The organism is Pseudomonas triticicola (assembly GCF_019145375.1).
Lineage (GTDB): Bacteria > Pseudomonadota > Gammaproteobacteria > Pseudomonadales > Pseudomonadaceae > Aquipseudomonas > Aquipseudomonas triticicola.
Window position 1 is genome coordinate 3,310,417 of sequence record NZ_JAHSTX010000001.1, and the last position, 22,889, is coordinate 3,333,305.

At 59.3% G+C, this 22,889-nt stretch carries 19 protein-coding genes; all 19 read right to left on the reverse strand.

Annotation, left to right across the window (positions count from 1 at the left end; all coding sequences use genetic code 11):
- Positions 1 to 2: 2 nt before the first annotated feature.
- The 19 genes from pyrG to rpsB all read right to left on the reverse strand — a co-directional run bounded on the left by pyrG (position 3) and on the right by rpsB (position 22,689).
- Positions 3 to 1,634, reverse strand: coding sequence for a CTP synthase (gene pyrG, locus KVG85_RS14840; protein WP_016771462.1), 1,632 nt, complete (start codon positions 1,632 to 1,634; stop codon positions 3 to 5).
- A 274-nt stretch (positions 1,635 to 1,908) separates the two neighbouring features.
- Positions 1,909 to 3,237, reverse strand: a complete 1,329-nt coding sequence (gene tilS, locus KVG85_RS14845) for a tRNA lysidine(34) synthetase TilS (protein WP_217864235.1) — start codon at positions 3,235 to 3,237, stop codon at positions 1,909 to 1,911.
- Positions 3,238 to 3,369: 132 nt separating this feature from the next.
- Complete coding sequence (locus KVG85_RS14850) at positions 3,370 to 4,317, reverse strand: acetyl-CoA carboxylase carboxyltransferase subunit alpha (protein WP_137215273.1); 948 nt, start codon at positions 4,315 to 4,317, stop codon at positions 3,370 to 3,372.
- A 139-nt stretch (positions 4,318 to 4,456) separates the two neighbouring features.
- Entirely contained in the window at positions 4,457 to 7,978 is a 3,522-nt protein-coding gene (gene dnaE, locus KVG85_RS14855) for a DNA polymerase III subunit alpha (RefSeq protein WP_217864236.1), read from the reverse strand.
- A gap of 76 nt (positions 7,979 to 8,054) precedes the next feature.
- Complete coding sequence (gene rnhB, locus KVG85_RS14860; protein ID WP_016771466.1) at positions 8,055 to 8,681, reverse strand: ribonuclease HII; 627 nt, start codon at positions 8,679 to 8,681, stop codon at positions 8,055 to 8,057.
- An 11-nt stretch (positions 8,682 to 8,692) separates the two neighbouring features.
- The gene (lpxB, locus tag KVG85_RS14865) at positions 8,693 to 9,823 is read right to left on the reverse strand and encodes a lipid-A-disaccharide synthase (RefSeq protein WP_225926675.1); all 1,131 of its coding nucleotides are present in this window, start codon (positions 9,821 to 9,823) and stop codon (positions 8,693 to 8,695) included.
- Positions 9,824 to 9,825: 2 nt separating this feature from the next.
- Positions 9,826 to 10,602 carry an acyl-ACP--UDP-N-acetylglucosamine O-acyltransferase gene (gene lpxA, locus KVG85_RS14870; protein WP_016771468.1) on the reverse strand — a complete coding sequence of 259 codons (777 nt, stop codon included), beginning with the start codon at positions 10,600 to 10,602 and terminating at the stop codon, positions 9,826 to 9,828.
- Complete coding sequence (fabZ, locus tag KVG85_RS14875; protein ID WP_016771469.1) at positions 10,599 to 11,039, reverse strand: 3-hydroxyacyl-ACP dehydratase FabZ; 441 nt, start codon at positions 11,037 to 11,039, stop codon at positions 10,599 to 10,601. Before fabZ ends, lpxA begins: the two co-directional genes overlap by 4 nt.
- A 106-nt stretch (positions 11,040 to 11,145) precedes the next feature.
- A complete protein-coding gene (gene lpxD, locus KVG85_RS14880) occupies positions 11,146 to 12,201 on the reverse strand; it encodes a UDP-3-O-(3-hydroxymyristoyl)glucosamine N-acyltransferase (protein ID WP_016771470.1) in 1,056 nt (351 codons plus the stop codon).
- 3 nt (positions 12,202 to 12,204) lie between these two features.
- Positions 12,205 to 12,708, reverse strand: a complete 504-nt coding sequence (locus tag KVG85_RS14885; protein WP_003222140.1) for an OmpH/Skp family outer membrane protein — start codon at positions 12,706 to 12,708, stop codon at positions 12,205 to 12,207.
- Between the two features lie 45 nt (positions 12,709 to 12,753).
- Positions 12,754 to 15,144: an outer membrane protein assembly factor BamA gene (gene bamA / locus KVG85_RS14890; protein WP_122505699.1), complete on the reverse strand. Its 2,391-nt coding sequence runs from the start codon at positions 15,142 to 15,144 to the stop codon at positions 12,754 to 12,756.
- A gap of 74 nt (positions 15,145 to 15,218) precedes the next feature.
- Positions 15,219 to 16,571: a sigma E protease regulator RseP gene (gene rseP / locus KVG85_RS14895; RefSeq protein ID WP_217864237.1), complete on the reverse strand. Its 1,353-nt coding sequence runs from the start codon at positions 16,569 to 16,571 to the stop codon at positions 15,219 to 15,221.
- Between the two features lie 55 nt (positions 16,572 to 16,626).
- On the reverse strand, positions 16,627 to 17,817 hold the full coding sequence (ispC, locus tag KVG85_RS14900) for a 1-deoxy-D-xylulose-5-phosphate reductoisomerase (protein ID WP_217864238.1): 1,191 nt from the start codon (positions 17,815 to 17,817) through the stop codon (positions 16,627 to 16,629).
- A complete protein-coding gene (locus KVG85_RS14905; protein ID WP_217864239.1) occupies positions 17,814 to 18,620 on the reverse strand; it encodes a phosphatidate cytidylyltransferase in 807 nt (268 codons plus the stop codon). Before KVG85_RS14905 ends, ispC begins: the two co-directional genes overlap by 4 nt.
- On the reverse strand, positions 18,620 to 19,375 hold the full coding sequence (gene uppS / locus KVG85_RS14910) for a polyprenyl diphosphate synthase (protein ID WP_016771475.1): 756 nt from the start codon (positions 19,373 to 19,375) through the stop codon (positions 18,620 to 18,622). Before uppS ends, KVG85_RS14905 begins: the two co-directional genes overlap by 1 nt.
- 14 nt (positions 19,376 to 19,389) lie before the next feature.
- Positions 19,390 to 19,947: a ribosome recycling factor gene (gene frr / locus KVG85_RS14915; protein ID WP_122603284.1), complete on the reverse strand. Its 558-nt coding sequence runs from the start codon at positions 19,945 to 19,947 to the stop codon at positions 19,390 to 19,392.
- The gene (gene pyrH, locus KVG85_RS14920) at positions 19,944 to 20,687 is read right to left on the reverse strand and encodes a UMP kinase (RefSeq protein WP_003222124.1); all 744 of its coding nucleotides are present in this window, start codon (positions 20,685 to 20,687) and stop codon (positions 19,944 to 19,946) included. The genes frr and pyrH overlap by 4 nt, the downstream gene beginning before the upstream one ends.
- A gap of 209 nt (positions 20,688 to 20,896) precedes the next feature.
- Positions 20,897 to 21,760 (reverse strand): translation elongation factor Ts, encoded by an 864-nt coding sequence (gene tsf / locus KVG85_RS14925; RefSeq protein ID WP_016771476.1) that lies wholly within the window; start codon positions 21,758 to 21,760, stop codon positions 20,897 to 20,899.
- 191 nt (positions 21,761 to 21,951) lie between these two features.
- Positions 21,952 to 22,689, reverse strand: a complete 738-nt coding sequence (rpsB, locus tag KVG85_RS14930) for a 30S ribosomal protein S2 (protein WP_003222119.1) — start codon at positions 22,687 to 22,689, stop codon at positions 21,952 to 21,954.
- Positions 22,690 to 22,889 lie beyond the last annotated feature (200 nt).

The following is a 22,889-nucleotide window of genomic DNA, read 5'->3' on the forward strand; positions in this document are numbered from 1 at the left end:
GGTTACGCCTTCTTCTGGTGTTGAGCCAACGCGGCTTTGACGAAACCGCTGAACAGCGGATGGCCGTCGCGTGGGGTCGAGGTGAACTCAGGGTGGAACTGGCAGGCAACGAACCATGGATGATCCGGCGCTTCAACCACTTCGACCAGCGCAGCATCGGCGGAGCGACCGGAAATCTTCAGGCCGGCTTCGATGATCTGCGGCAGCAGGTTGTTGTTCACTTCGTAACGGTGACGGTGACGCTCGACGATCACATCCTTGCCGTAGCAATCATGGACTTTGGAGCCTGGCTCGAGCAGGCAATCCTGTGCGCCGAGACGCATGGTGCCGCCCAGATCGGACGCTTCGGTACGCACTTCAACAGCGCCGGTGGCGTCTTCCCACTCGGTGATCAGACCGACAACCGGATGGCCGCTGGCACGATCGAATTCGGTGGAGTTGGCGTCTTTCCAGCCCAGTACGTTACGGGCGAATTCGATGACCGCTACCTGCATGCCCAGGCAGATACCGAGGTACGGAACCTTGTTTTCGCGAGCGTACTGAACAGCGGTGATCTTGCCTTCCACGCCACGCAGACCGAAGCCGCCCGGCACCAGAATCGCGTCGACACCTTCGAGCAGCGCAGTGCCCTGGTTCTCGATGTCTTCGGAATCGATGTAGCGCAGATTGACCTTGGTGCGGTTGCTGATGCCGGCATGACTCATCGCTTCGATTAGCGACTTGTACGCGTCGAGCAGCTCCATGTACTTGCCGACCATGGCGATGGTCACTTCGTGTTCCGGGTTCAGCTTGGCGTCAACCACTGCGTCCCACTCGGACAGATCGGCGCTGCCGCACTGCAGACCGAAACGCTCAACGACGAAATCGTCCAGACCCTGCGAGTGCAGGATGCCCGGGATCTTGTAGATGGTATCGGCGTCTTCCAGAGCAATCACCGCACGTTCTTCAACGTTGGTGAACTGGGCGATCTTGCGACGCGAGGACACATCGATCGGGTGATCGGAGCGGCACACCAGCACGTCTGGCTGCAGACCGATCGAACGCAGTTCCTTGACGGAGTGCTGGGTCGGTTTGGTCTTGGTTTCGCCAGCAGTGGCGATGTACGGCACCAGCGTCAGGTGCATCAGCATCGCGCGCTTGGCGCCGACTTCGAAACGCAACTGGCGGATGGCTTCGAGGAACGGTTGCGACTCGATGTCACCGACGGTGCCACCGATCTCGACCATCGCCACGTCAGCGTCACCGGCACCTTTGATGATGCGGCGCTTGATTTCGTCGGTGATGTGCGGGATCACCTGGATGGTTGCACCCAGATAGTCACCACGGCGCTCTTTGCGCAGCACGTGCTCGTAGACACGGCCGGTGGTGAAGTTGTTGTTCTGGGTCATGGTCGTGCGGATGAACCGCTCGTAGTGCCCCAGATCCAGGTCGGTCTCGGCGCCGTCGTGGGTGACGAACACTTCACCGTGCTGGAACGGACTCATGGTGCCTGGATCGACGTTGATGTACGGATCCAGCTTCAGCATGGTGACCTTAAGCCCCCGCGCCTCCAGGATAGCCGCCAATGAAGCCGAGGCAATGCCTTTCCCCAATGAAGAAACAACACCGCCCGTGACGAATATGTAGCGCGTCATGAAAAACCCTAGAAGTCTGCGTTAAAGCGGAACGAGCCGCCGGGGAAAGCGAAGGAAGGCCGAAGCCCCCGATCACCTGCATTAATCACAGTGCACCTTTCGAAAAAACCGCCGCGTTGTGACAGACCGGCAGATGAAACACCGGTACGTTGCTCGCTACACATTTTTTGGAATCGCCCAGCAAAGACTGCTTGGTAATCGGCAACTCCTGCAATTCAGGCGAATCCACAGAAGTTGTATCAAGAAGGGAGCGTAGTCTACCGGAATGCTCCTTTCAGCTCAAACCTTGATCTTCGTCTGTTGGCTGCCAGTGCAATGTCCAGCCCTCGTCCATCTGACCAGCAAGACCCGACAGGTTCGCCACAGCGAGCAATTCTTCACCACGAAACAGCAGCGGCAATCTGCCACGCACGAAGGCCGGTACCGCGCGCTCGTTGAGCAGACGCTTGAGATCCCGGCTACCGCGCTCGGCCAGTTGCATGACCTCACCGCCCTGCCGATAGGCAATACGCAAAGGCCCGGATGGAGCTTGCCCGTGGAGCATGACGCGTCCGTTATCCGGCAAGCGTAGCGCTGAAGTCGGGGTCTGCCAGTCGGCACCGATCACTGGCGTACCCAACCAATTGCCGCTCAGCCACCAGACGCGACCGGCGCTGCGGTGCAGCTCTCCGTCGGCCAGACGCCAGATCGGAGAAGCGTCGGCGCCGGCATTGCACAGCGTTGTCCAACCCGACCAATGGTCAGCGTCTGGCAGCCGGGTCAATGGTTCGAGCCAGTAGCTGAGGGCATTTCGCTGGCGCGCGTCAGACAACGCCGTCAATGGTGTCAGCTCCAGCGATGGCACATCCAGCCAGGCGAATTCATGGGGCGTTTCGGCTTGTGCGAGATCAATCTGCGCCAGCTCATCGAGCAAGCCCTGCGCCTCACGCAGATGCGCAGCGGTGCGCGCCATGCTCGCCTGCGCTTGCGGCCAACGCTCGGTCAGTACCGGCATGACTTGATGCCGCAGGTAGTTGCGCGAAAACTGCCGATCCTGGTTCGACGGGTCGTCGATCCAGCGCAACCGATGCGCCTGTGCATAACTTTCCAGCTCGGCGCGGCTGACATCCAGCAACGGTCGAACCAGCGTGCCCTGCCCCACTGGGCGCTGATGCGGCATCGCGCCGAGCCCGCGGACACCGGCACCGCGCAACAGCCGAAACAGCAGCGTTTCCGCTTGGTCGTCGCGGTGCTGGCCAGTCAACAGCACGTCATTGCTCTGCGTCAGCGAACTGAACACCGCATAACGCGCATCCCGCGCCGCCCGCTCCAGGCTCGCCCCGCCCTTCACGGTGACCCGCTCTACTTGCAAAGGAATGTCCAGCGCATCGCAAATGGCCCGGCAGTGTTGCGGCCACGCATCGGCCGCAGCCTGAAGGCCGTGGTGGATGTGGATGGCGCTTAACGCAGGGAGGGATTCGGTGTTCGCCAGCGTGGCGAGAAGGTGCAGGAGGACGGTGGAATCGAGGCCGCCGGAGAAGGCGATGCGCCAGTGAGCGGCGTGGCGCCAGGGCTCAAGGTTCAGCAGAAGACGGGATGGCAAATCAATCGGGGACTGACTCATAGCTTTCTCTTTACCCCAAACAAATGTGGGAGCGAGCCTGCTCGCGAAGACGGTTTAACATTCAACACATTCGTCGAGTGTTATACCGCTTTCGCGAGCAGGCTCGCTCCCACAGGGATAGCACGCGTCTGATTAGAGACCGTAGCTCATCAGGCGATCATAACGGCGCTTGAGCAGCGCTTCGTTATCGAACTGCTTGAGCATCGCCAGTTGCGAGCTCAGCTCGGCGCGGATCGAAGCGGCGGCAGCAGCCGGGTCACGATGGGCGCCGCCCAGTGGCTCGCCGATCACCTTGTCGACGATACCCAGGCCTTTCAGACGCTCTGCGGTGATGCCCATTGCTTCAGCGGCATCCGGTGCTTTCTCGGCGGTTTTCCACAGGATCGACGCGCAACCTTCCGGCGAGATCACCGCGTAGGTCGAATATTGCAGCATGTTCAGTTGGTCGCAAACGCCGATGGCCAGTGCGCCGCCGGAACCACCCTCACCAATTACGGTGGCGATGATCGGGGTCTTCAACCGCGCCATCACACGCAGGTTCCAGGCAATCGCTTCGCTCTGGTTGCGCTCTTCAGCGTCGATGCCAGGGTAGGCACCCGGGGTGTCGATGAAAGTCAGGATCGGCATCTTGAAGCGCTCGGCCATCTCCATCAGACGGCAGGCCTTGCGGTAGCCTTCCGGACGCGGCATGCCGAAGTTGCGGCGAACTTTCTCACGCACTTCACGGCCCTTCTGGTGGCCGATAATCATCACCGGCTGGTCTTCCAGACGGGCGATACCGCCAACGATGGCAGCGTCGTCGGAGAAGTGACGGTCGCCGTGCAGTTCGTCGAACTCGGTGAAGATGTGCTCGATATAATCGAGGGTATACGGGCGTTTCGGGTGACGCGCCAGGCGTGCGATCTGCCAGCTGGTCAGCTTGCCGAAGATGTCTTCGGTCAGCGTCCTGCTCTTGTCCTGCAGGCGGGAGATCTCATCGCCGATATTCAGCGAATTGTCATTACCGACCAAGCGCAACTCTTCGATCTTGGCTTGCAGGTCGGCGATCGGCTGTTCGAAATCTAGAAAATTCGGGTTCATAGGCGTCCGTCTTGGGTCGTGTCCAAAGTGAGCTTGGGCCGGCCGGTTGTCTATTCGCGCCCTACCTTAAGGGAGAGGCGCGCTGAGGTCGAGATTAAAAATTCTGGTTGAGGGCAAGCGCAATGATGGCACTTGCCGGTCAACGGTATTGGAGGAAGACGTTGTCTCGCCCGAACTGGTCACGCAGGGCTTGAATCAAGGCATCCGCCGGGTCGATCCGCCAGGTCTCGCCGAACTGCAGCAAGGTCTTCGCATCCGGGCTGGTGTACTCCATGGTCACCGGGCACGCGCCGCGATGACGCTTGAGCAGTTCGCCCAACCAGCGTAGCTGATCGCCTTTGAGATCCTGGGTGTGCAGCTTCAGGCGCAGGCTTTCGGCCAGATTGGTCCGCGCATCCTCCATGCTCATCACCCGCTTGACCCGCAGGCGCAGGCCGCCGGAGAAGTCGTCATTGCTGACTTCGCCTTCGACCACCACCATCGCGTCGGTCTGCAGCAGCGATTGCGCCGAATGGAACGCATCGGCAAACAGCGACGCTTCGATCCGCCCGGAGCGGTCGTCGAGGGTGATGAAACCCATCTTGTCGCCCTTCTTGTTCTTCATCACCCGCAGGGCAATGATCATCCCCGCTACGGTTTGCGTGTCGCGCGCCGGCTTCAGGTCGATGATGCGCTGGCGGGCGAAGCGGCGGATTTCACCTTCGTATTCGTCGATCGGGTGGCCGGTCAGGTACAGGCCCAGAGTGTCTTTTTCACCCTTGAGACGTTCCTTGAGGGTCAGCTCCTTGGCCTTGCGATGGGACGCATAAACATCGGCATCCTCTTCGACGAACAAGCCGCCAAACAGGTCGGCGTGGCCAGAGTCGTGGGTCCGCGCAGTCTGCTCGGCAGCCTTGATCGCCTCTTCCATCGCCGCTAGCAGTACCGCGCGGTTACGGTCGATGTTGGCCTGATAGGCCTTTTGTTCGTCGTGGAAATACGGGCCGAGGCGATCCAGCGCGCCGCTGCGAATCAAGCCATCAAGAGTTCGTTTGTTGATGCGCTTGAGGTCGACCCGCGCGCAGAAATCGAACAGATCCTTGAACGGACCGGCCTGACGCGCTTCGGTGATCGCTTCCACCGGACCTTCACCGACGCCTTTGATCGCGCCGAGGCCGTAAACGATGCGGCCGTCGTCGTTCACCGTGAACTTGAACTCCGAAGTGTTCACGTCCGGCGCGTCGAGGCGCAGCTTCATCGTCCGCACTTCTTCGATCAAGGTCACGACCTTGTCGGTGTTGTGCATATCCGCCGAGAGTACCGCGGCCATGAACGGCGCCGGGTAATGGGCTTTGAGCCAAGCGGTCTGGTACGACACCAGGCCGTAGGCGGCGGAGTGGGATTTGTTGAAGCCGTAACCGGCGAATTTTTCCACCAGGTCGAAAATGTTACCGGCAAGATCCGCGTCGATCCCGTTGGTTGCGCAACCCTCAATGAAACCGCCGCGCTGCTTGGCCATTTCTTCAGGCTTTTTCTTACCCATCGCCCGACGCAGCATGTCCGCACCACCGAGGGTGTAACCGGCCATGACCTGGGCAATCTGCATCACCTGTTCCTGATACAGGATGATGCCGTAAGTCGGCGCCAGTACCGGCTTGAGGCCGTCGTACTGGTAGTCGGAGTGCGGATAGGCCAGTTCGGCGCGACCGTGCTTACGGTTGATGAAGTCGTCCACCATGCCCGATTGCAGCGGACCGGGACGGAACAGTGCCACCAGTGCGATCAAGTCTTCCAGGCAGTCGGGCTTGAGCTTTTTGATCAGCTCTTTCATGCCTCGGGATTCAAGCTGGAACACCGCCGTGGTTTCGGCTTTTTGCAGCAACTGGTAGGTCGGTTTGTCGTCCAGCGGGATAAAAGCGATATCCAGCGGCGGCTCGTTGACCTTGGCGCGGTCGCGGTTGATGGTTTTCAGTGCCCAGTCGATGATCGTCAGGGTACGCAGGCCGAGGAAGTCGAACTTCACCAGACCGGCGGCCTCAACGTCGTCCTTGTCGAACTGGGTCACCAGACCGTCACCGGCCTCGTCGCAATAGATCGGCGAGAAGTCGGTCAATTTGGTCGGCGCGATCACCACACCACCGGCGTGTTTGCCGACGTTACGCACCACGCCCTCGAGCTTGCGCGCCATCTCCCAGATTTCCGCCGCTTCTTCATCGACCTTGATGAAGTCACGCAGGATCTCTTCCTGCTCGTAGGCTTTTTCCAGGGTCATGCCGACTTCGAACGGAATCATCTTCGACAGACGATCCGCCAGGCCGTAGGACTTGCCTTGCACCCGCGCCACGTCACGGACCACAGCCTTGGCGGCCATGGAACCGAAGGTGATGATCTGGCTCACCGCATTGCGGCCGTACTTCTCGGCCACGTAATCGATAACGCGGTCACGGCCGTCCATGCAGAAGTCGACGTCGAAGTCGGGCATGGAAACCCGCTCCGGGTTGAGGAAACGTTCGAACAGCAGGTCATATTCCAGCGGGTCGAGGTCGGTGATCTTCTGTACGTAAGCCACCAGCGATCCGGCACCCGACCCACGGCCCGGACCTACCGGTACGCCGTTGTTCTTGGCCCACTGGATAAAGTCCATCACGATCAGGAAGTAACCGGGGAAGCCCATCTGGATGATGATATCCAGCTCGAAATTCAAGCGGTCGACGTAGACCTGGCGCTTGGCTTCGTAGTCTTCGGTGGTGTCTTTGGGCAGCAGCACCGCCAGGCGCTCTTCGAGACCTTCGAAGGAGACCTTGCGGAAATATTCGTCGATGGTCATGCCATCGGGGATCGGGAAGTTGGGCAGGAAGTGTGTGCCCAGCTTCACATCGATGTTGCAGCGCTTGGCGATCTCGACGGTATTTTCGATCGCGTCGGGGATATCGCTGAACAGCTCGAGCATTTCCTCGGCGCTTTTCAGGTATTGCTGATCGCTGTAATTCTTCGAACGACGCGGGTCATCAAGGGCGCGGCCCTCACCGATGCACACGCGGGTTTCGTGGGCGGCGAAGTCTTCCTGCTTGATGAAGCGCACATCGTTGGTAGCCACCAGCGGCGCGCCAAGCTTGTCGGCCAGCGCCACGGCGCCGTGCAGTTGCTCTTCATCGTTGGGGCGGTTGGTGCGCTGGATTTCCAGATAGAAACGATCCGGGAACACCGCCATCCACTCGCGCGCCAAGGCCTCGGCTTCCGCCGGGTTGCCGCCGATCATGGCCATGCCGATCTCGCCTTCTTTGGCGGCGGACAGCATGATCAAACCTTCGTTGGCCTCGGCCACCCACTCGCGCTCGACGATGACCATGCCGTTGCGCTGGCCTTCGATAAAGCCGCGCGAGATCAATTCGGTGAGATTGCGATAACCCTGAGCGTTCATCACCAGCAGGCTGAGGCGGCTCAGCGGTGCATCCGGATCCTTGTTCGCCAGCCACAGGTCGGCGCCGCAGATCGGCTTGATGCCGGCGCCCATGGCGTTTTTATAGAACTTGACCAGGGAACACATGTTGTTCTGGTCGGTGACCGCGACCGCCGGCATGTTCATGGCGGTCAGCGCCTTGACCAGCGGCTTGATCCGCACCAGCCCGTCGACCAGGGAGTATTCAGTGTGCAGGCGTAGATGAACGAATGAAGCCGGCATAGTGATCCTGTCCAGTTACATAGAGACAACGAGGCCCGGATTGTACCGGGCCTCGAATAAAACATCAGCCTTGCGCCTAAACCTGCGTCAGGCTTTCCCGCGCCTCGTAAGCCAGGCGTACCGGGGCAAACGAGCGGCGGTGAATCGGCGTCGGGCCGAGCCGCGCCAGTGCTTCCAGATGAACGGGCGTCGGGTAGCCTTTGTGGCCGCCGATGCCGTAGCCCGGGTAGATCAATTCGAATGCCGCCATCTCGCGGTCACGACTGACCTTGGCCAGAATCGACGCCGCCGCGATCGCCGGCACCTTGCCGTCGCCCTGAATCACCGCTTCGGCACGCATCGGCAGATGCGGGCAGCGGTTACCGTCGATCATCGCCAGCTTTGGCTGAATGTGCAGACCGGCAACCGCGCGCTGCATGGCCAGCATGGTTGCGTGGAGGATATTCAGATCGTCGATTTCTTCGACTTCGGCGCGGGCGATGCACCAGCTCAGGGCCTTTTCGCAGATCTCGTCGTAGAGCTTTTCGCGCTTGGCTTCGGTGAGTTTTTTCGAATCGTCGAGGCCGAGGATCGGCCGGTTTGGATCGAGAATCACCGCCGCCGTCACCACCGCACCGCACAACGGGCCACGACCGACTTCATCGACACCGGCGACCAGTTCTTCGACTTCGGCGACCAGTGTGAAATCCAGGCCCATCTGCATGCTTGTCTTGCTCATTGTGGTTTGCCGATCAGGTCAAGGACGGCTTGCGCCGCCTGATTGGAGGCATCGCGCCGCAGCGTGCGGTGGATCTCGTCGAAGCCACGGGTCTGTTCATCACCGCCATCGATCAATGGCGACAGCGTCTGCGCCAAGGCCTCGACAGTCGCATCATCCTGCAACAGCTCCGGCACCAGCAAGCGCTGAGCGAGCAAGTTGGGCAGAGACACGTATGGGCTTTTGACCATGCGTTTGAGAATCCAGAACGTCAGCGGCGCCAACCGATAGGCCACCACCATCGGCCGCTTGTACAGCAGCGCTTCAAGGGTAGCAGTGCCGGAGGCGATCAACACCGCGTTGCACGCGGCCAGGGCCAGATGGGATTTACCGTCGAGCAATGCCACCGGCAAATCCCGGCCAGCGAGCAAAGCCTCGAGCTGCACCCGGCGTTCCGGGTTTGCACAAGGAATGACAAAGCGCACGCCCGGACGCATGGCGCGCAGACGTTCGGCAGTGTCGAGGAACAGCGCGCCGAGGCGACTGACTTCACCGCCACGGCTGCCCGGCATCAGCGCCACCAGCGGACCGTCGGGCAAACCCAGCTCGGCACGTGCAGCGGCGCGGTCGGCCTCAAGCGGAATGGTATCGGCCAAGGTATGGCCGACGAAACGCACCGGCACGCCTTTCTCTTCGTAGAATTTCGCTTCGAACGGCAACAGGGTGAGCATTAGATCGCAGCCTTCGCGGATCTTCAGCACCCGTTTCTGCCGCCATGCCCACACCGACGGGCTGACGTAATGCACGGTCTTGATCCCGGCCTGACGCAGCTTGAGTTCGATATTGAGGTTGAAATCCGGCGCATCGATGCCGATGAACACGTCTGGCTTTGCGGCAATCAGTGTGGCAATCAGCTCTTTGCGGCGCTTGAGCAATTCACGCAGCCGCCCGAGGACTTCGACCAGGCCCATGACCGACAGGCGCTCCATGGGGAAGTACGAGGTCAGGCCTTCGGCCTGCATCAGCGGACCGCCGACACCGATGAACTCGACTGCCGGGTGCTGAGCCTTGAGCGCACGCATGAGGCCGGCGCCGAGAATGTCACCGGAAGCCTCACCCGCCACCAGCGCAATACGCAGACTGGCCATGATCAGCGGGTGATGCCGCGAGTCGACGCCTGGATCGAATCGCGGAACACGGCGACTTCAGGGAACTGTGCAGACGGCTCTGCCAGTTCGGCCAGCGCCTGTTCGACCGTCAGGCCCTGGCGGTAGACGGTCTTGTAAGCGCGGCGCAGCGCATGAATGGCGTCTTCGCTGAAACCGCGACGGCGCATGCCTTCGAAGTTCATGCTGCGCGCTTCGGCAGGGTTGCCGAATACGGTGACGAACGCCGGAACGTCCTTGCCGATCGCCGTGCCCATGCCGGAAAAGCTGTGGGCGCCGATGTGGCAGTACTGATGCACCAGGGTGAAACCGGAGAGGATCGCCCAGTCGTCAACGTGTACATGCCCGGCCAACGCAGTGTTGTTGACCAGAATGCAGTGGTTGCCGATGACGCTGTCATGGCCGATGTGGGCATAGGCCATGATCAGGTTGTGATCACCCAGGGTGGTTTCCGAACGGTCCTGCACGGTGCCACGGTGAATGGTCACGCCTTCACGGATGACGTTGTGGTCGCCGATCACCAGGCGGGTTTCCTCGCCTTTGTACTTCAGATCCGGGGTGTCTTCGCCTACCGAAGAAAACTGGTAGATGCGATTGTGCTTACCAATGCGGGTCGGCCCCTTGAGGATCACGTGTGGCCCGATCACGGTACCCTCGCCGATTTCCACACCTGCGCCGATGATCGACCACGGGCCGACCTCGACGCCGTCAGCCAGAACGGCGGACGGATCGATGATTGCGCGAGGGTCAATCAAACTCATACTTTCTGTTCCGCGCAGATGATTTCTGCCGAGCAGACCGGCTTGCCGTCCACCGAAGCCTGGCACTCGAACTTCCAGATCTTGCGCTTGCAGCTGATGAAGGTCGCTTCAAGGATCAACTGATCGCCCGGCTTGACTGGCTGGCGGAAGCGCAGCTTGTCGGAACCGACGAAGTAATACAGGGTGCCGTCGGCCGGTTTGACGTCGAGCATCTTGAAACCGAGGATCCCGGCAGCCTGAGCCATCGCTTCGATGATCAGCACGCCCGGCATGATTGGATGCGCAGGGAAGTGACCGTTGAAGAACGGCTCATTGATGCTGACATTCTTGTAGGCGCGAATTCGCTTGCCTTCAGTGTCCAGTTCCACCACCCGGTCCACCAGCAGGAACGGGTAACGGTGAGGCAGGTATTCGCGAATCTCGTTGATGTCCATCATTTCAGGGGAAAGCCTATGTAAAGATTGGGAGCGCGACTGACGCGCACTCCTCTAGCAAATCAAGGAGGCAGTCCAGAGGCTGTGCACACTTGATATGGAAATGGTATCAGCCATCAGATGAAGCATTGCCGTCAGGGGTCACTTCCCCAACGCGCTTTTCCAGCTGTTTCAACCGTCGCGCGATGTCATCGAGCTGACGGATGCGGGCCGCGCTTTTGCGCCATTCGGCCGCCGGTTGCATGGCTGTGCCGGAAGAATAGGCGCCCGGCTCGGTAATCGAGTGGGTCACCATGGTCATCCCGGTCAGGAAAACGTTGTCGCAGATATCAATGTGGCCGACCAGACCAACACCACCGGCCAGCATGCAGTGCTTGCCGATTTTGGTGCTGCCAGAGATGCCAACGCACGCGGCCATGGCGGTGTGATCACCGACCTGGACGTTGTGCGCGATCTGAATCTGGTTGTCGAGCTTCACGCCATTGCCAATCACGGTATCGGCCAGAGCGCCGCGGTCGATGGCGGTGTTCACGCCGATCTCGACATCGTCGCCGATGGTCACGCCACCGATCTGGGCGATTTTCTGCCAGACACCTTTCTCGTTGGCGAAGCCGAAGCCCTCACCGCCGATCACTGCGCCGGACTGAATAACCACACGCTTGCCGATGCGCACGTCGTGATACAGCGTGACGCGCGGAGCCAGCCAGCCGCCTTCACCGATTTCGCTGCGCGCGCCGACTACGCAATGCGCGCCCAACGTGACCTGTGCAGCGATTCGCGCTCCGGCTTCGATCACCACGAACGGGCCGATGCTGGCACTCGGGTCAACCACCGCATCCGCCGCGATCACCGCTGTCGGGTGAATCCCGCCAGCCGCTTTTGGCTTTGGATCGAACAGATGCGAAATGCGTGCATAGGCCAGGTAAGGATCAGGCACCACCAGGGCATTACCGGCAAAACCCTCGGCGTCGGCTTCCTTGAGCAGCAGTGCCGCTGCCTGGGAACCGGCCAGGTATTTGCGGTATTGGGGATTTGCCAGAAAGCTCAACTGAGCTGGGCCAGCCTCTTGCAAAGTGGCTAGCCCAGTAATTTGCCTCTCGGGGTCGCCACGCAGGGTGGCGCCGAGGTGCTCGGCCAACTGGCCGAGCCTGATAGTCACGGTCATGGGTTACTTCAGCTGATTCATGCGCTCGATAACCTGGCGCGTGATGTCGTACTGAGGTTTGACATCGATGACTGCGCCACGCTCGAACACCAGGTCAAAACCACCCTTCTTGATGACTTCTTCCACAGCGCTGTCCAGCTTCGGCTTCAGCTGCTTGAGCATTTCGCGGTCAGCAACGGCTTTGGCTTCGTTCAGCTCCTTGGACTGGAACTGGAAGTCGCGGGCCTTTTGCTTGAATTCCAGCTCCAGACGCTCACGCTCGCCCTGCTGCATTTTGTCGCCACCGGCCATCAGACGGTCCTGAATGCCTTTGGCGCTGCTTTCCAGGGTTTTCAGCTTGGTCAGTTGCGGACCGAACTTCTTCTCGGCATCCACGGCATACTTCTTCGCCGCGTCGGATTCCAGCAGTGCCATCTGATAGTTCAGCACGGCAATTTTCATGTCGGCGAACGCCGGGCCTGCCACCAGTACGGAGGCCAGGAGAACCAATTGAGTCAACTTACGCACGATGCACTCCTACAAAATCCATTGTCGTTATCTTGGGTCAGACGCTTAGAACGTCTGGCCGAGGGAGAATTGGAACACTTGAGTTTCAGCGTCATCCGGTTTCTTGACCGGCATCGCCAGCGCGAAGCTCAACGGTCCCAGTGCGGTGACCCAGGTCACGCCCACACCTACGGAGCTGGCCATGTTGCTCAGGCTGATGTCGTTGCACTGAGTGCTGGACGTAGAACCCGCGCTAGCGTTGGTGGTCTTGTCGCACTTGGAATCGAATACGTTACCCACGTCCCAGAACACCGAGGTCCGCAGAGAACGCTGATCTTTCACGAAAGGCAGCGGGAACAACACTTCAACGCCACCTTGAATCAACACGTTACCACCGAATGGCAGCGGATCCTGATCCGGATCGGCAAGCGTACCCGAGTTACCCGTTACAGCTGCACCGCGGCTCGGTGTACTGCGTGGACCCAGCGTGCTGTCCTTGAAGCCACGTACGGAGTTGAAGCCACCCGCATAGTAGTTTTCGTAGAACGGCAAGCCGTCGGTCGAACCGTAACCGTCGCCATAACCCAGTTCGGTGTGCAGGCGCATGGTGTAGTTTTCAGTGATCGGCTGGAACAGCTGACCACGGTAATCAATCTTGAAGAAGGAAAGGTCGCTACCCGGGATGGTGGTTTCCAGAGTCAGGCTCTGGGACCGGCCACGGGTCGGCAGTACGCCTTTGTTCAAGGTGGACTCGGACCAGCCGGCAGACGCCTTGAAGTTCAGGTACTTGTCGCCTTCCTTGTTAACGAAGTCGAAAATTTCGTCGACGGTGTAGCTACCGGTACTGATTTCGTCCTGTTGAACGGAAGCACCGAAGGTCAGACGCGAAGTCTCGCTGATCGGGTAGCCGATGTTCACACCAGCGCCCAGGCTGTCTACCGCGTAGCTCGAAAGGTCGGTGTCGAGCTCGTCGTAGTCAGTAGTGCGATAGAACGCGTTGTAGCCCAGGCTCACGCCATCAGCGGTCCAGTACGGGTCAACGTAACCGAAGTTGTAACGGCTCTGGTATTCGCTGCGGGTCAGACCGATGCTGACGCGGTTACCGGTACCGAGGAAGTTGTTCTGGGTGATCGAGCCACCGAGGATCAGACCGGCGCTCTGGGCGAAACCCACGCTGGCGGTGATCGAACCGGAAGCCTGTTCTTCAACGGCGTAGTTCACATCAACCTGGTCGTCGACACCTGGCACGGCCGGGGTTTCAACGTTGACTTCCTTGAAGAAGCCCAGACGCTCCAGACGGGTCTTGGACTGGTCGATCAGGTAGGTCGAAGCCCAGCCGCCTTCCATCTGACGCATTTCACGACGCAGCACTTCGTCTTCGGACTTGGTGTTGCCACGGAAGTTGATGCGATTGACGTAGGCGCGCTTGCCCGGATCGACAGCGAAGAGGACGTCTACGGTGTGGTCGTCATCATGCGGCTGAGGAATACCGTTGACGTTGGCGAAGGTGTAGCCCTCGTTACCCAGGCGACGGGTGATCAGCTCGGAGGTGGTGGTCATCAGCTTGCGCGAGAACACCTGGCCCTTCTGTACGAGCAACAGCGACTTTACCTGGTCTTCAGGGACTTTCAGGTCGCCGCTGAGCTTGACGTCACGAACGGTGTACTTCTCGCCTTCGGTGACGTTGACGGTGATGTAGACGTGCTTCTTGTCCGGGGTAATCGATACCTGGGTCGAAGCGATGTCCATATTGATATAGCCGCGATCCAGATAGTAGGAACGCAGACGCTCCAGGTCACCGGAGAGTTTTTCGCGGGCATATTTGTCATCGTTCTTGAAGAACGACAGCCAGTTGGTGGTTTTCAGTTCAAACAGGTCGGTCAGGTCTTCCTCAGGGAAAACCGTATTACCTACCACGTTGATGTGCTGGATGGCGGCAACGGTACCTTCGTTGATCTTCACCTTCAGACCCACGCGGTTACGCGGCTGCGAAACCACTTCGGTGTCGACGGTAGCGGAGTAACGACCCTGGGCAACGTACTGACGTTGCAGTTCGTTACGCACACCCTCGAGGGTGGCGCGCTGGAAGATTTCGCCTTCGGCCAGACCGGATTGCTTCAGGCCCTTCATCAAGTCTTCAGTAGAGATCGCCTTGTTGCCTTCGATCTCGATACTGGCGACCGAGGGACGCTCGACCACGGTGATGACCAGAACGTTGCCTTCGCGGCCCAGCTGGATATCTTGAAAGAAACCGGTTTTGAACAACGCACGAGTGGATTCCACCAGGCGACGATCATCCGCCTGCTCGCCGACGTTCAACGGCAAGGCACCAAAGACGCTACCCGCGGAGACCCGCTGGAGGCCATTGACGCGAATATCAGAGATAGTGAAGGACTCGGCGTGAACTTCGGCGATCATCAATACGGTGAGAACCGCAGTTAGCAGCAGACGTTTCATGAAGTCCTTTCTTATTCCAACTGGCAATAAACAAACTGCCGCAAAATGCGGCAGATTCGCAATTCAGCGAAGCGTTACAGTCGACCCAGATCGTTGACCAGAGCAAGCAACATCACCCCGACCACCAAACTGATACCGATCTGTATCCCCCAACCTTGCACCCGATCCGACAAGGGGCGACCACGCACCCACTCAATCAGATAAAACAATAAATGCCCCCCATCCAGTACAGGAATGGGCAGCAAATTCAGAACGCCCAGGCTAATACTCAGATAAGCAAGGAAATTCAGGAAATCAGCGACGCCCGACTGGGCAGAAGCGCCCGCCACTTTAGCAATGGTTATCGGTCCACTCAAGTTTTTTACCGAGAGCTCGCCGAACAGCATTTTCTTCAGTGAATCCAGCGTCAGAATGCTCATGGTCCAAGTGCGACGGGCACCCTCGCCAATCGCGGCCAGCGGGCCATAGCTGACTTCGCGGATCATTTCCGGTGGCCAGTCGATGGCTTTGACGCCTGCGCCCAGATAACCGCTTGGCGCTTTGCTTTCACCGCGTGCCGCCAGGGTCACAGGGACGTCGATTTGAGCATTGTCGCGCTCGATGCGCAGCACGATTTTGGTATCAGGACGCGTACGAACGGTATCGACCACCTGCTGCCAGTCATCGAGTGGCTTGCCATCAAGCGCCAGCAAGCGATCGCCGGTTTTCAGCCCGGCTGCCTGCGCCGGACCTTTCGGATCGAGTTCGGCAAGCACCGGCGGCAACGCCGGACGCCATGGACGAATACCCAGCGAACGGATCGGATCCGGCTCGTCGGCGCCTTTTAGCCAGTTATCCAGTGCCAGCGTGCGCGGCGATTCTGCCGTCGAACCCTGCTCGCGCACCAGCAACTGAATCGCACCGCTCTCACCGAGACGACGCACCAGTTGCAGATTGACCGCAGCCCAACCCGAGGTCGGCTCGCCATCGATCGATACAATCTCCTGGCCAGCGTTCAGACCTGCCTTGGCGGCAATGCTGCCAGACTCGACTGCGCCGATGACCGGACGCACCTGCTCGCTGCCGAGCATCGCCAAGACCCAAAAGAAGACTAACGCCAGCAGGAAGTTGGCAATCGGGCCGGCGGCAACAATGGCGATACGCTGACGTACCGATTTGCGATTGAACGACTGATCGAGTTGGTCGACCGGCACTTCGCCTTCGCGCTCGTCGAGCATCTTGACGTAGCCGCCCAGCGGAATCGCGGCGACCACGAACTCGGTGCCTTGCTTGTCATGCCAGCGCAGCAACGGCATGCCAAAGCCCACGGAAAACCGCAGAACCTTGACGCCACAGCGACGCGCGACCCAGAAGTGGCCGAATTCGTGGAAGGTGACCAGCACACCCAGGGCGATCAGGGTGCCGGCAATCATATAGAGCGCGCTCATCTACTTTCTCCGCAATCCTGTTCAGTGTCGCGTGTCGCCGTTGCGTTACAAAAAACTATCGGCCGTGCCGACTCAACCAATGCTCGGCCAGCACTCGCGCTTTCGCGTCCGCCGTAAACACGGCGTCGAGGTCGTGCAGAGCCACCACCGGCTCCAGATTCAAGACTTCCTCGATGATACTCGCGATTTCCAGGTAGCGAACCCGTCCGTCGAGAAACGCTGCCACGGCCACTTCATTGGCTGCGTTGAGCATCGCCGGCGCGCTGTCACCGGCTTCGGCCGCCTGACGAGCCAGCCGCAGGCAGGGGAAGCGGCTTTCATCGGGCGCCTCGAAATCCAGTCGCGCAATGGCAAACAGATCCAGTGGCGCTACGCCGGAATCGATACGCTCCGGCCAGGCCAGGGCGTTGGCGATCGGCGTGCGCATGTCGGGGTTGCCCAATTGCGCAAGCACCGAGCCATCGACGTAATCCACCAGAGAATGGATCACGCTCTGCGGATGAATCACCACTTCGACCTGAGTCGGTTTGGCATCGAACAACCAGCAGGCTTCGATCAACTCAAGGCCCTTGTTCATCATGCTTGCCGAATCCACGGAGATCTTGCGCCCCATGGACCAGTTCGGATGCGCGCAAGCCTGTTCAGGCGAAACATCTGCCAGCTCGGACATCGGCGTCTGCCGGAAAGGACCGCCAGAGGCCGTCAGCAATATCCGCCGCACACCCACCGAGCTCAAGCCGCGTGCGAAATCCGCAGGCATGCACTGAAAAATCGCGTTGTGCTCACTGTCGATCGGCAGCAGTACCGAACCGCTTTTGCGCACGGCCTGCATGAACAGAGCGCCGGACATCACCAGCGCTTCCTTGTTGGCCAGCAGAATCTTCTTGCCCGCCTCGACCGCCGCCAGTGTCGGACGCAAACCCGCCGCACCGACAATGGCCGCCATGACCGCATCGACTTCAGGCGCGGAGGCGACCTGACACAGGCCCTCCTCGCCTACCAGCACACGAGTCGGCAAACCGGCTGCACGCAAGTCATCCTGCAACCCACGCGCCGCAGCACCTTCAGGCACCACGGCAAATTGCGGTACATGACGAACGCACAGCGCGAGCAATTCGCTAAGACGGGTGAAACCACTCAATGCAAAAACCTGATAACGCTCAGGATGACGGGCAATCACATCCAGAGTGCTCAGACCGATCGAACCAGTCGCACCCAACACCGTAATCTGCTGGGGGCGACTCACGGTGCGGCCATCCAGAGCAATACGGCAAACACCGGAATGGCAGCGGTCAGGCTGTCGATGCGATCCAGCACGCCGCCATGGCCGGGCAGCAGATTACTGCTGTCCTTGATGCCGGATTGACGCTTGAACATGCTCTCGGTGAGGTCACCGACCACGGAAATGAAGACGATCAGCGCAGCGCCGATCAAGCCTTTGAGCAACTCTGCCACGGTCCAGTCGCGCACCAGACCGACAATCGCGGTAATCACCAGACTCAGCGCCAGACCACCGTAGACGCCTTCCCAGCTCTTGCCCGGACTGACCTGCGGCGCCAGCTTGCGCTTGCCGAACTTGCGCCCGGAAAAATAAGCCCCGATGTCCGCGCCCCAGACCAGCACCATCACCGCCATGATCAACCAGTTACCCAGCGGGTACTGCTTGATCTGCACCAGACCCTGCCACGCAGGCAGCAGGATCAGCAGGCCGATCAGCAGTTTGGTTGCCGCCGTGGACCAGTGCGCGCTGGAGCGTGGATACGTCAGCACCAGATAAGTCGCAATCGCCCACCAGATCACCGATGCACCGAGCACCCAAGGCGCAAGGCCTGGCAGCACATACATGACAAACAGCATCAAGGCGACCACAGCGGCAAAGCCGACGCGGAACGACTGTGCGGTGAAGCCGGCCAGACGCGCCCATTCCCAGGCACCGAGGCTGACTACCAGGCCAATGAACAGCGCGAAGCCGGCACCTTTGAGCAGGAAAAACCCGCACAAGGCAATCGGCAGCAGGATCAGTGCAGTGATGATTCGTTGTTTAAGCATTAAACCCGGGCTCCAGCTTCGACCTGCTCGCTCGTTTTACCGAAGCGACGCTGGCGTGAAGCGAAATCGGCCAGCGCGGTGCGCATGGCGTCGTGTTTGAAGTCCGGCCAGAACAGGTCGGAGAAGTACAGCTCGGCGTAGGCCAACTGCCACAGCAGGAAGTTGCTGATGCGATGCTCGCCACCGGTGCGGATGCACAGGTCAGGCAACGGCAGATCGCCGGTCGCCAGACAGGTCTGCAGCAGATCCGGGGTAATGTCCTCCGGGCGCAAGTGCCCGGCCTGGACTTCACGCGCCAGACGTTGCGCGGCCTGAGCGATATCCCACTGGCCGCCATAATTGGCTGCGATCTGCAGGACAAAGCGGTTGGCACCGACCGTCATGGCCTCAGCCTCGCGCATCGCCGCCTGAAGCTCAGGGTGGAAGCGCGAGCGATCGCCAATGATGCGCAGGCTGATGTTGTTGTCGTTGAGGCGCTTGGCCTCACGACGCAAGGCCTTGAAGAACAAGTCCATCAAGGCACTGACCTCATCGGCCGGGCGCTGCCAGTTCTCACTGGAGAAAGCGAACAGGGTCAGGACTTCGACCTTGGCCTCAGCGCACACCTCGATCACCGCCCGCACAGCATCCACGCCCGCTTTATGCCCGGCGACACCCGGCATAAAGCGTTTTTTCGCCCAGCGATTATTGCCATCCATGATGATCGCGACATGGCGCGGCACCGCGGACGGCGCAGTCTGCTTGGTCTTGTCCATTTAAAGCTCGACCCTTATACGGCCATCAGGTCTTTTTCTTTCTCGTCCGTGGCCTTGGTGATCTGGGCCTCGGATTCCTTGGTCAGCTTGTCGATATCAGCGATGGCACGACGTTCTTCGTCTTCGCTGATTTCCTTGTCCTTGACCAGTTTTTTCAGCTCACCCAATGCATCACGACGAATGTTGCGCACGGCAACGCGCGCGTCTTCCGCTGCACTACGGGCCTGCTTGGTGAAGCCCTTGCGGGTTTCTTCGGTAAGGGCAGGCATCGGGATCAGCAGCAACTCGCCCAGGTTGGTCGGGTTGAGGTTCAGGCCGGCGCTCTGGATCGCCTTGTCGACAGCCGCAAGCATGTTGCGCTCGAATGCCACGACCTGCAGGGTGCGAGAGTCCTTTACGGTGACGTTGGCAACGCCGCTCAGCGGGGTATCAGTGCCGTAGTAAGGCACCATGACGCTGCCGAGGATACTCGGGTGAGCCTTGCCGGTACGGATCTGGCCGAACGCGTGGTTCAGAGAGTCCAGGGATTTCTGCATACGCGCCTGGGCGTCTTTCTTGATTTCGTTGATCATTGTTGGCCTTCCTCGATCAATGTCCCTTCAGCTCCGCCGTGCACGATGTTCAGCAGGGCGCCGGGCTTGTTCATGTTGAATACGCGCAGCGGCATCTTGTGATCGCGGCACAGGCAGATGGCAGTCAGATCCATTACACCCAGCTTGCGATCCAGTACTTCATCATATGTCAGATGATCGAACTTCTCGGCATGCGGGTCCTTGAACGGGTCTGCGGTGTACACGCCATCAACCTTGGTGGCCTTGAGCACAACGTCGGCGTCGATTTCGATTGCACGCAGGCAGGCTGCCGAATCCGTGGTGAAGAACGGATTGCCGGTACCGGCGGCGAAGATCACGACGTCCTTGGAGTTCAGGTGGCGCATGGCTTTGCGGCGATCGTAGTGATCGGTCACACCGACCATGGAAATGGCCGACATGACGATGGCCGAGATATTGGCACGTTCCAGCGCATCGCGCATGGCCAGGGCGTTCATCACAGTGGCCAGCATGCCCATGTGGTCGCCCGTAACCCGATCCATACCGGCTTTGCTCAGGGCTTCGCCACGGAACAGGTTGCCACCGCCGATCACCAGACCGACCTGCACGCCGATGCCGACCAGTTGACCGACTTCCAGCGCCATGCGATCCAGAACCTTCGGATCGATCCCGAACTCTTCCGAGCCCATCAGGGCCTCGCCGCTAAGCTTGAGTAGAATGCGTTTATAGCGAGCCTGATAACCACTGCCCTGCTGAGCCATTGCGAATCTCTCCTGCGGCGTATTTAAAATTCTTTGCGAGCTGTTTACAGCTGGCGTTCACTCTAGCTTGGCGCTGCTGCAGCGCCATCGGAACATGGCTTTGTAAGTCAGTTCCGGGTGGAAACCAAATAAAAAATTGGTACCCCATCTGAAAAGAGGCTGCGCGCGTTAGCGGGCAGCCTCTTTCGGGCGACAGTTGAAAAACCGTCTTATTGCTTGGCGGCAGCCAGCTGGGCAGCAACTTCTTCAGCGAAGTTGTCGACCGGCTTCTCGATGCCTTCGCCTACTTTGAAGTAAGTGAAGGAAACGATTTCAGCACCGGCTTTCTTGGCCAGTTCGCCAACCTTGACTTCAGGGTTCTTGACGAACGCCTGCTCGACCAGGCTCGCTTCTGCCAGGAACTTGCTGATACGGCCCTTGACCATGTTCTCAACAATGTTTTCTGGCTTGCCTTTGATTTTTTCTTCGTTCAGCTGCAGGAACACAGCTTTCTCACGCTCGATCGCTTCGTCGGAGACTTGCGAAGGCAGCAGGAACTCAGGGTTGCTTGCAGCAACGTGCATAGCGATGTCTTTGGCCAGCTCGACGTCACCGCCTTTCAGGACAACAGCAACACCGATCTTGTTACCGTGCAGGTAAGTGCCGACAACGTCACCTTCTACGCGTACCAGACGACGGATGTTGACGTTCTCGCCGACTTTGGCAACCAGCGCTTCACGAGCCGATTCCTGAGCGGCGATCAGCGGAGCTGCGTCGGTCAGTTTTTCGTCGAAAGCTTTTTCTACGCTGGCAGCAACGAAGTTCTTGAAATCGTCTTGCAGGGCCAGGAAGTCGGTCTGCGAGTTGACTTCCAGCAGCACGGCTGCCTTGTCATTCGATTTGATGGCGATTGCGCCTTCAGCGGCAACGTTGCCAGCTTTTTTCGCAGCCTTGATGGCGCCCGAAGCACGCATGTCATCAATGGCTTTTTCGATGTCGCCGTCAGCCTTTTCCAGGGCTTTCTTGCAATCCATCATGCCTTCGCCGGTACGCTCGCGCAGTTCTTTGACCAACGCTGCAGTAATTGCTGCCATTTTCAAATTCCTCTTGGATAGGTTTTCAACCATTCCACCCGATCGAACGGGCGTTCAATTCTTCCCGAACCACCCATGTTGGCTGCCGCACATGACAAATACAGACGTGGGCGCCGACAAATGGTTTTCGAGGTGGCAAAAAGGGGGCCAAGCCCCCTTTTTGCTTACTGAGTCAACGCCAGGGGCGTCGATTACTCAGCTGCAGCCTGAGTTTCTTCAGCTGCGAATTCTACAGTACCGCCAGCAACGTTGTTGCGGCCGCGGATAACTGCGTCAGCCATCGAACCCATGTACAGCTGGATAGCGCGGATGGCGTCATCGTTGCCTGGGATGATGTAGTCAACGCCTTCCGGGCTGCTGTTGGTATCGACAACGCCGATGACCGGGATGCCCAGCTTGTTGGCTTCGGTGATCGCGATGCGCTCGTGGTCAACGTCGATCACGAACAGTGCGTCTGGCAGACCGCCCATGTCCTTGATGCCGCCCAGCGAACGATCCAGCTTCTCAAGATCACGGGAGCGCATCAGCGCTTCTTTCTTGGTCAGCTTGGCGAAAGTACCGTCTTCGGCTTGAACTTCAAGGTCACGCAGACGCTTGATGGAAGCACGAATGGTTTTGAAGTTGGTCAGCATGCCGCCCAACCAGCGGTGATCGACGTACGGCGAACCGCAACGTGCTGCTTCTTCAGCAACGATCTTGCCAGCGGAACGCTTGGTGCCGACGAACAGAATCTTGTTTTTGCCCTGGGCCAGACGCTCTACGAAAGTCAGAGCTTCGTTGAACATTGGCAGGGTTTTTTCAAGGTTGATGATGTGGATCTTGTTACGCGCGCCGAAAATGTACTTGCCCATTTTCGGATTCCAGTAACGGGTTTGGTGACCGAAGTGCACACCGGCCTTCAGCATATCGCGCATGTTGACTTGGGACATGATAGTTCCTTGATAAGTCGGGTTTGGCCTCCACGTATCCCAATGACCAACCAGAGGCATAAAGCCCAAGGCACCCAGGTCATCGTGTCGACACGTGTGTGGATTTAAGCTTTTCGGGGCATCCCCGGAAAGCGGCGCATTTTATACCACAGGGTGCGCAGAAACGGAACCCGGAATCTGTATTCGCACCAGGGACATGG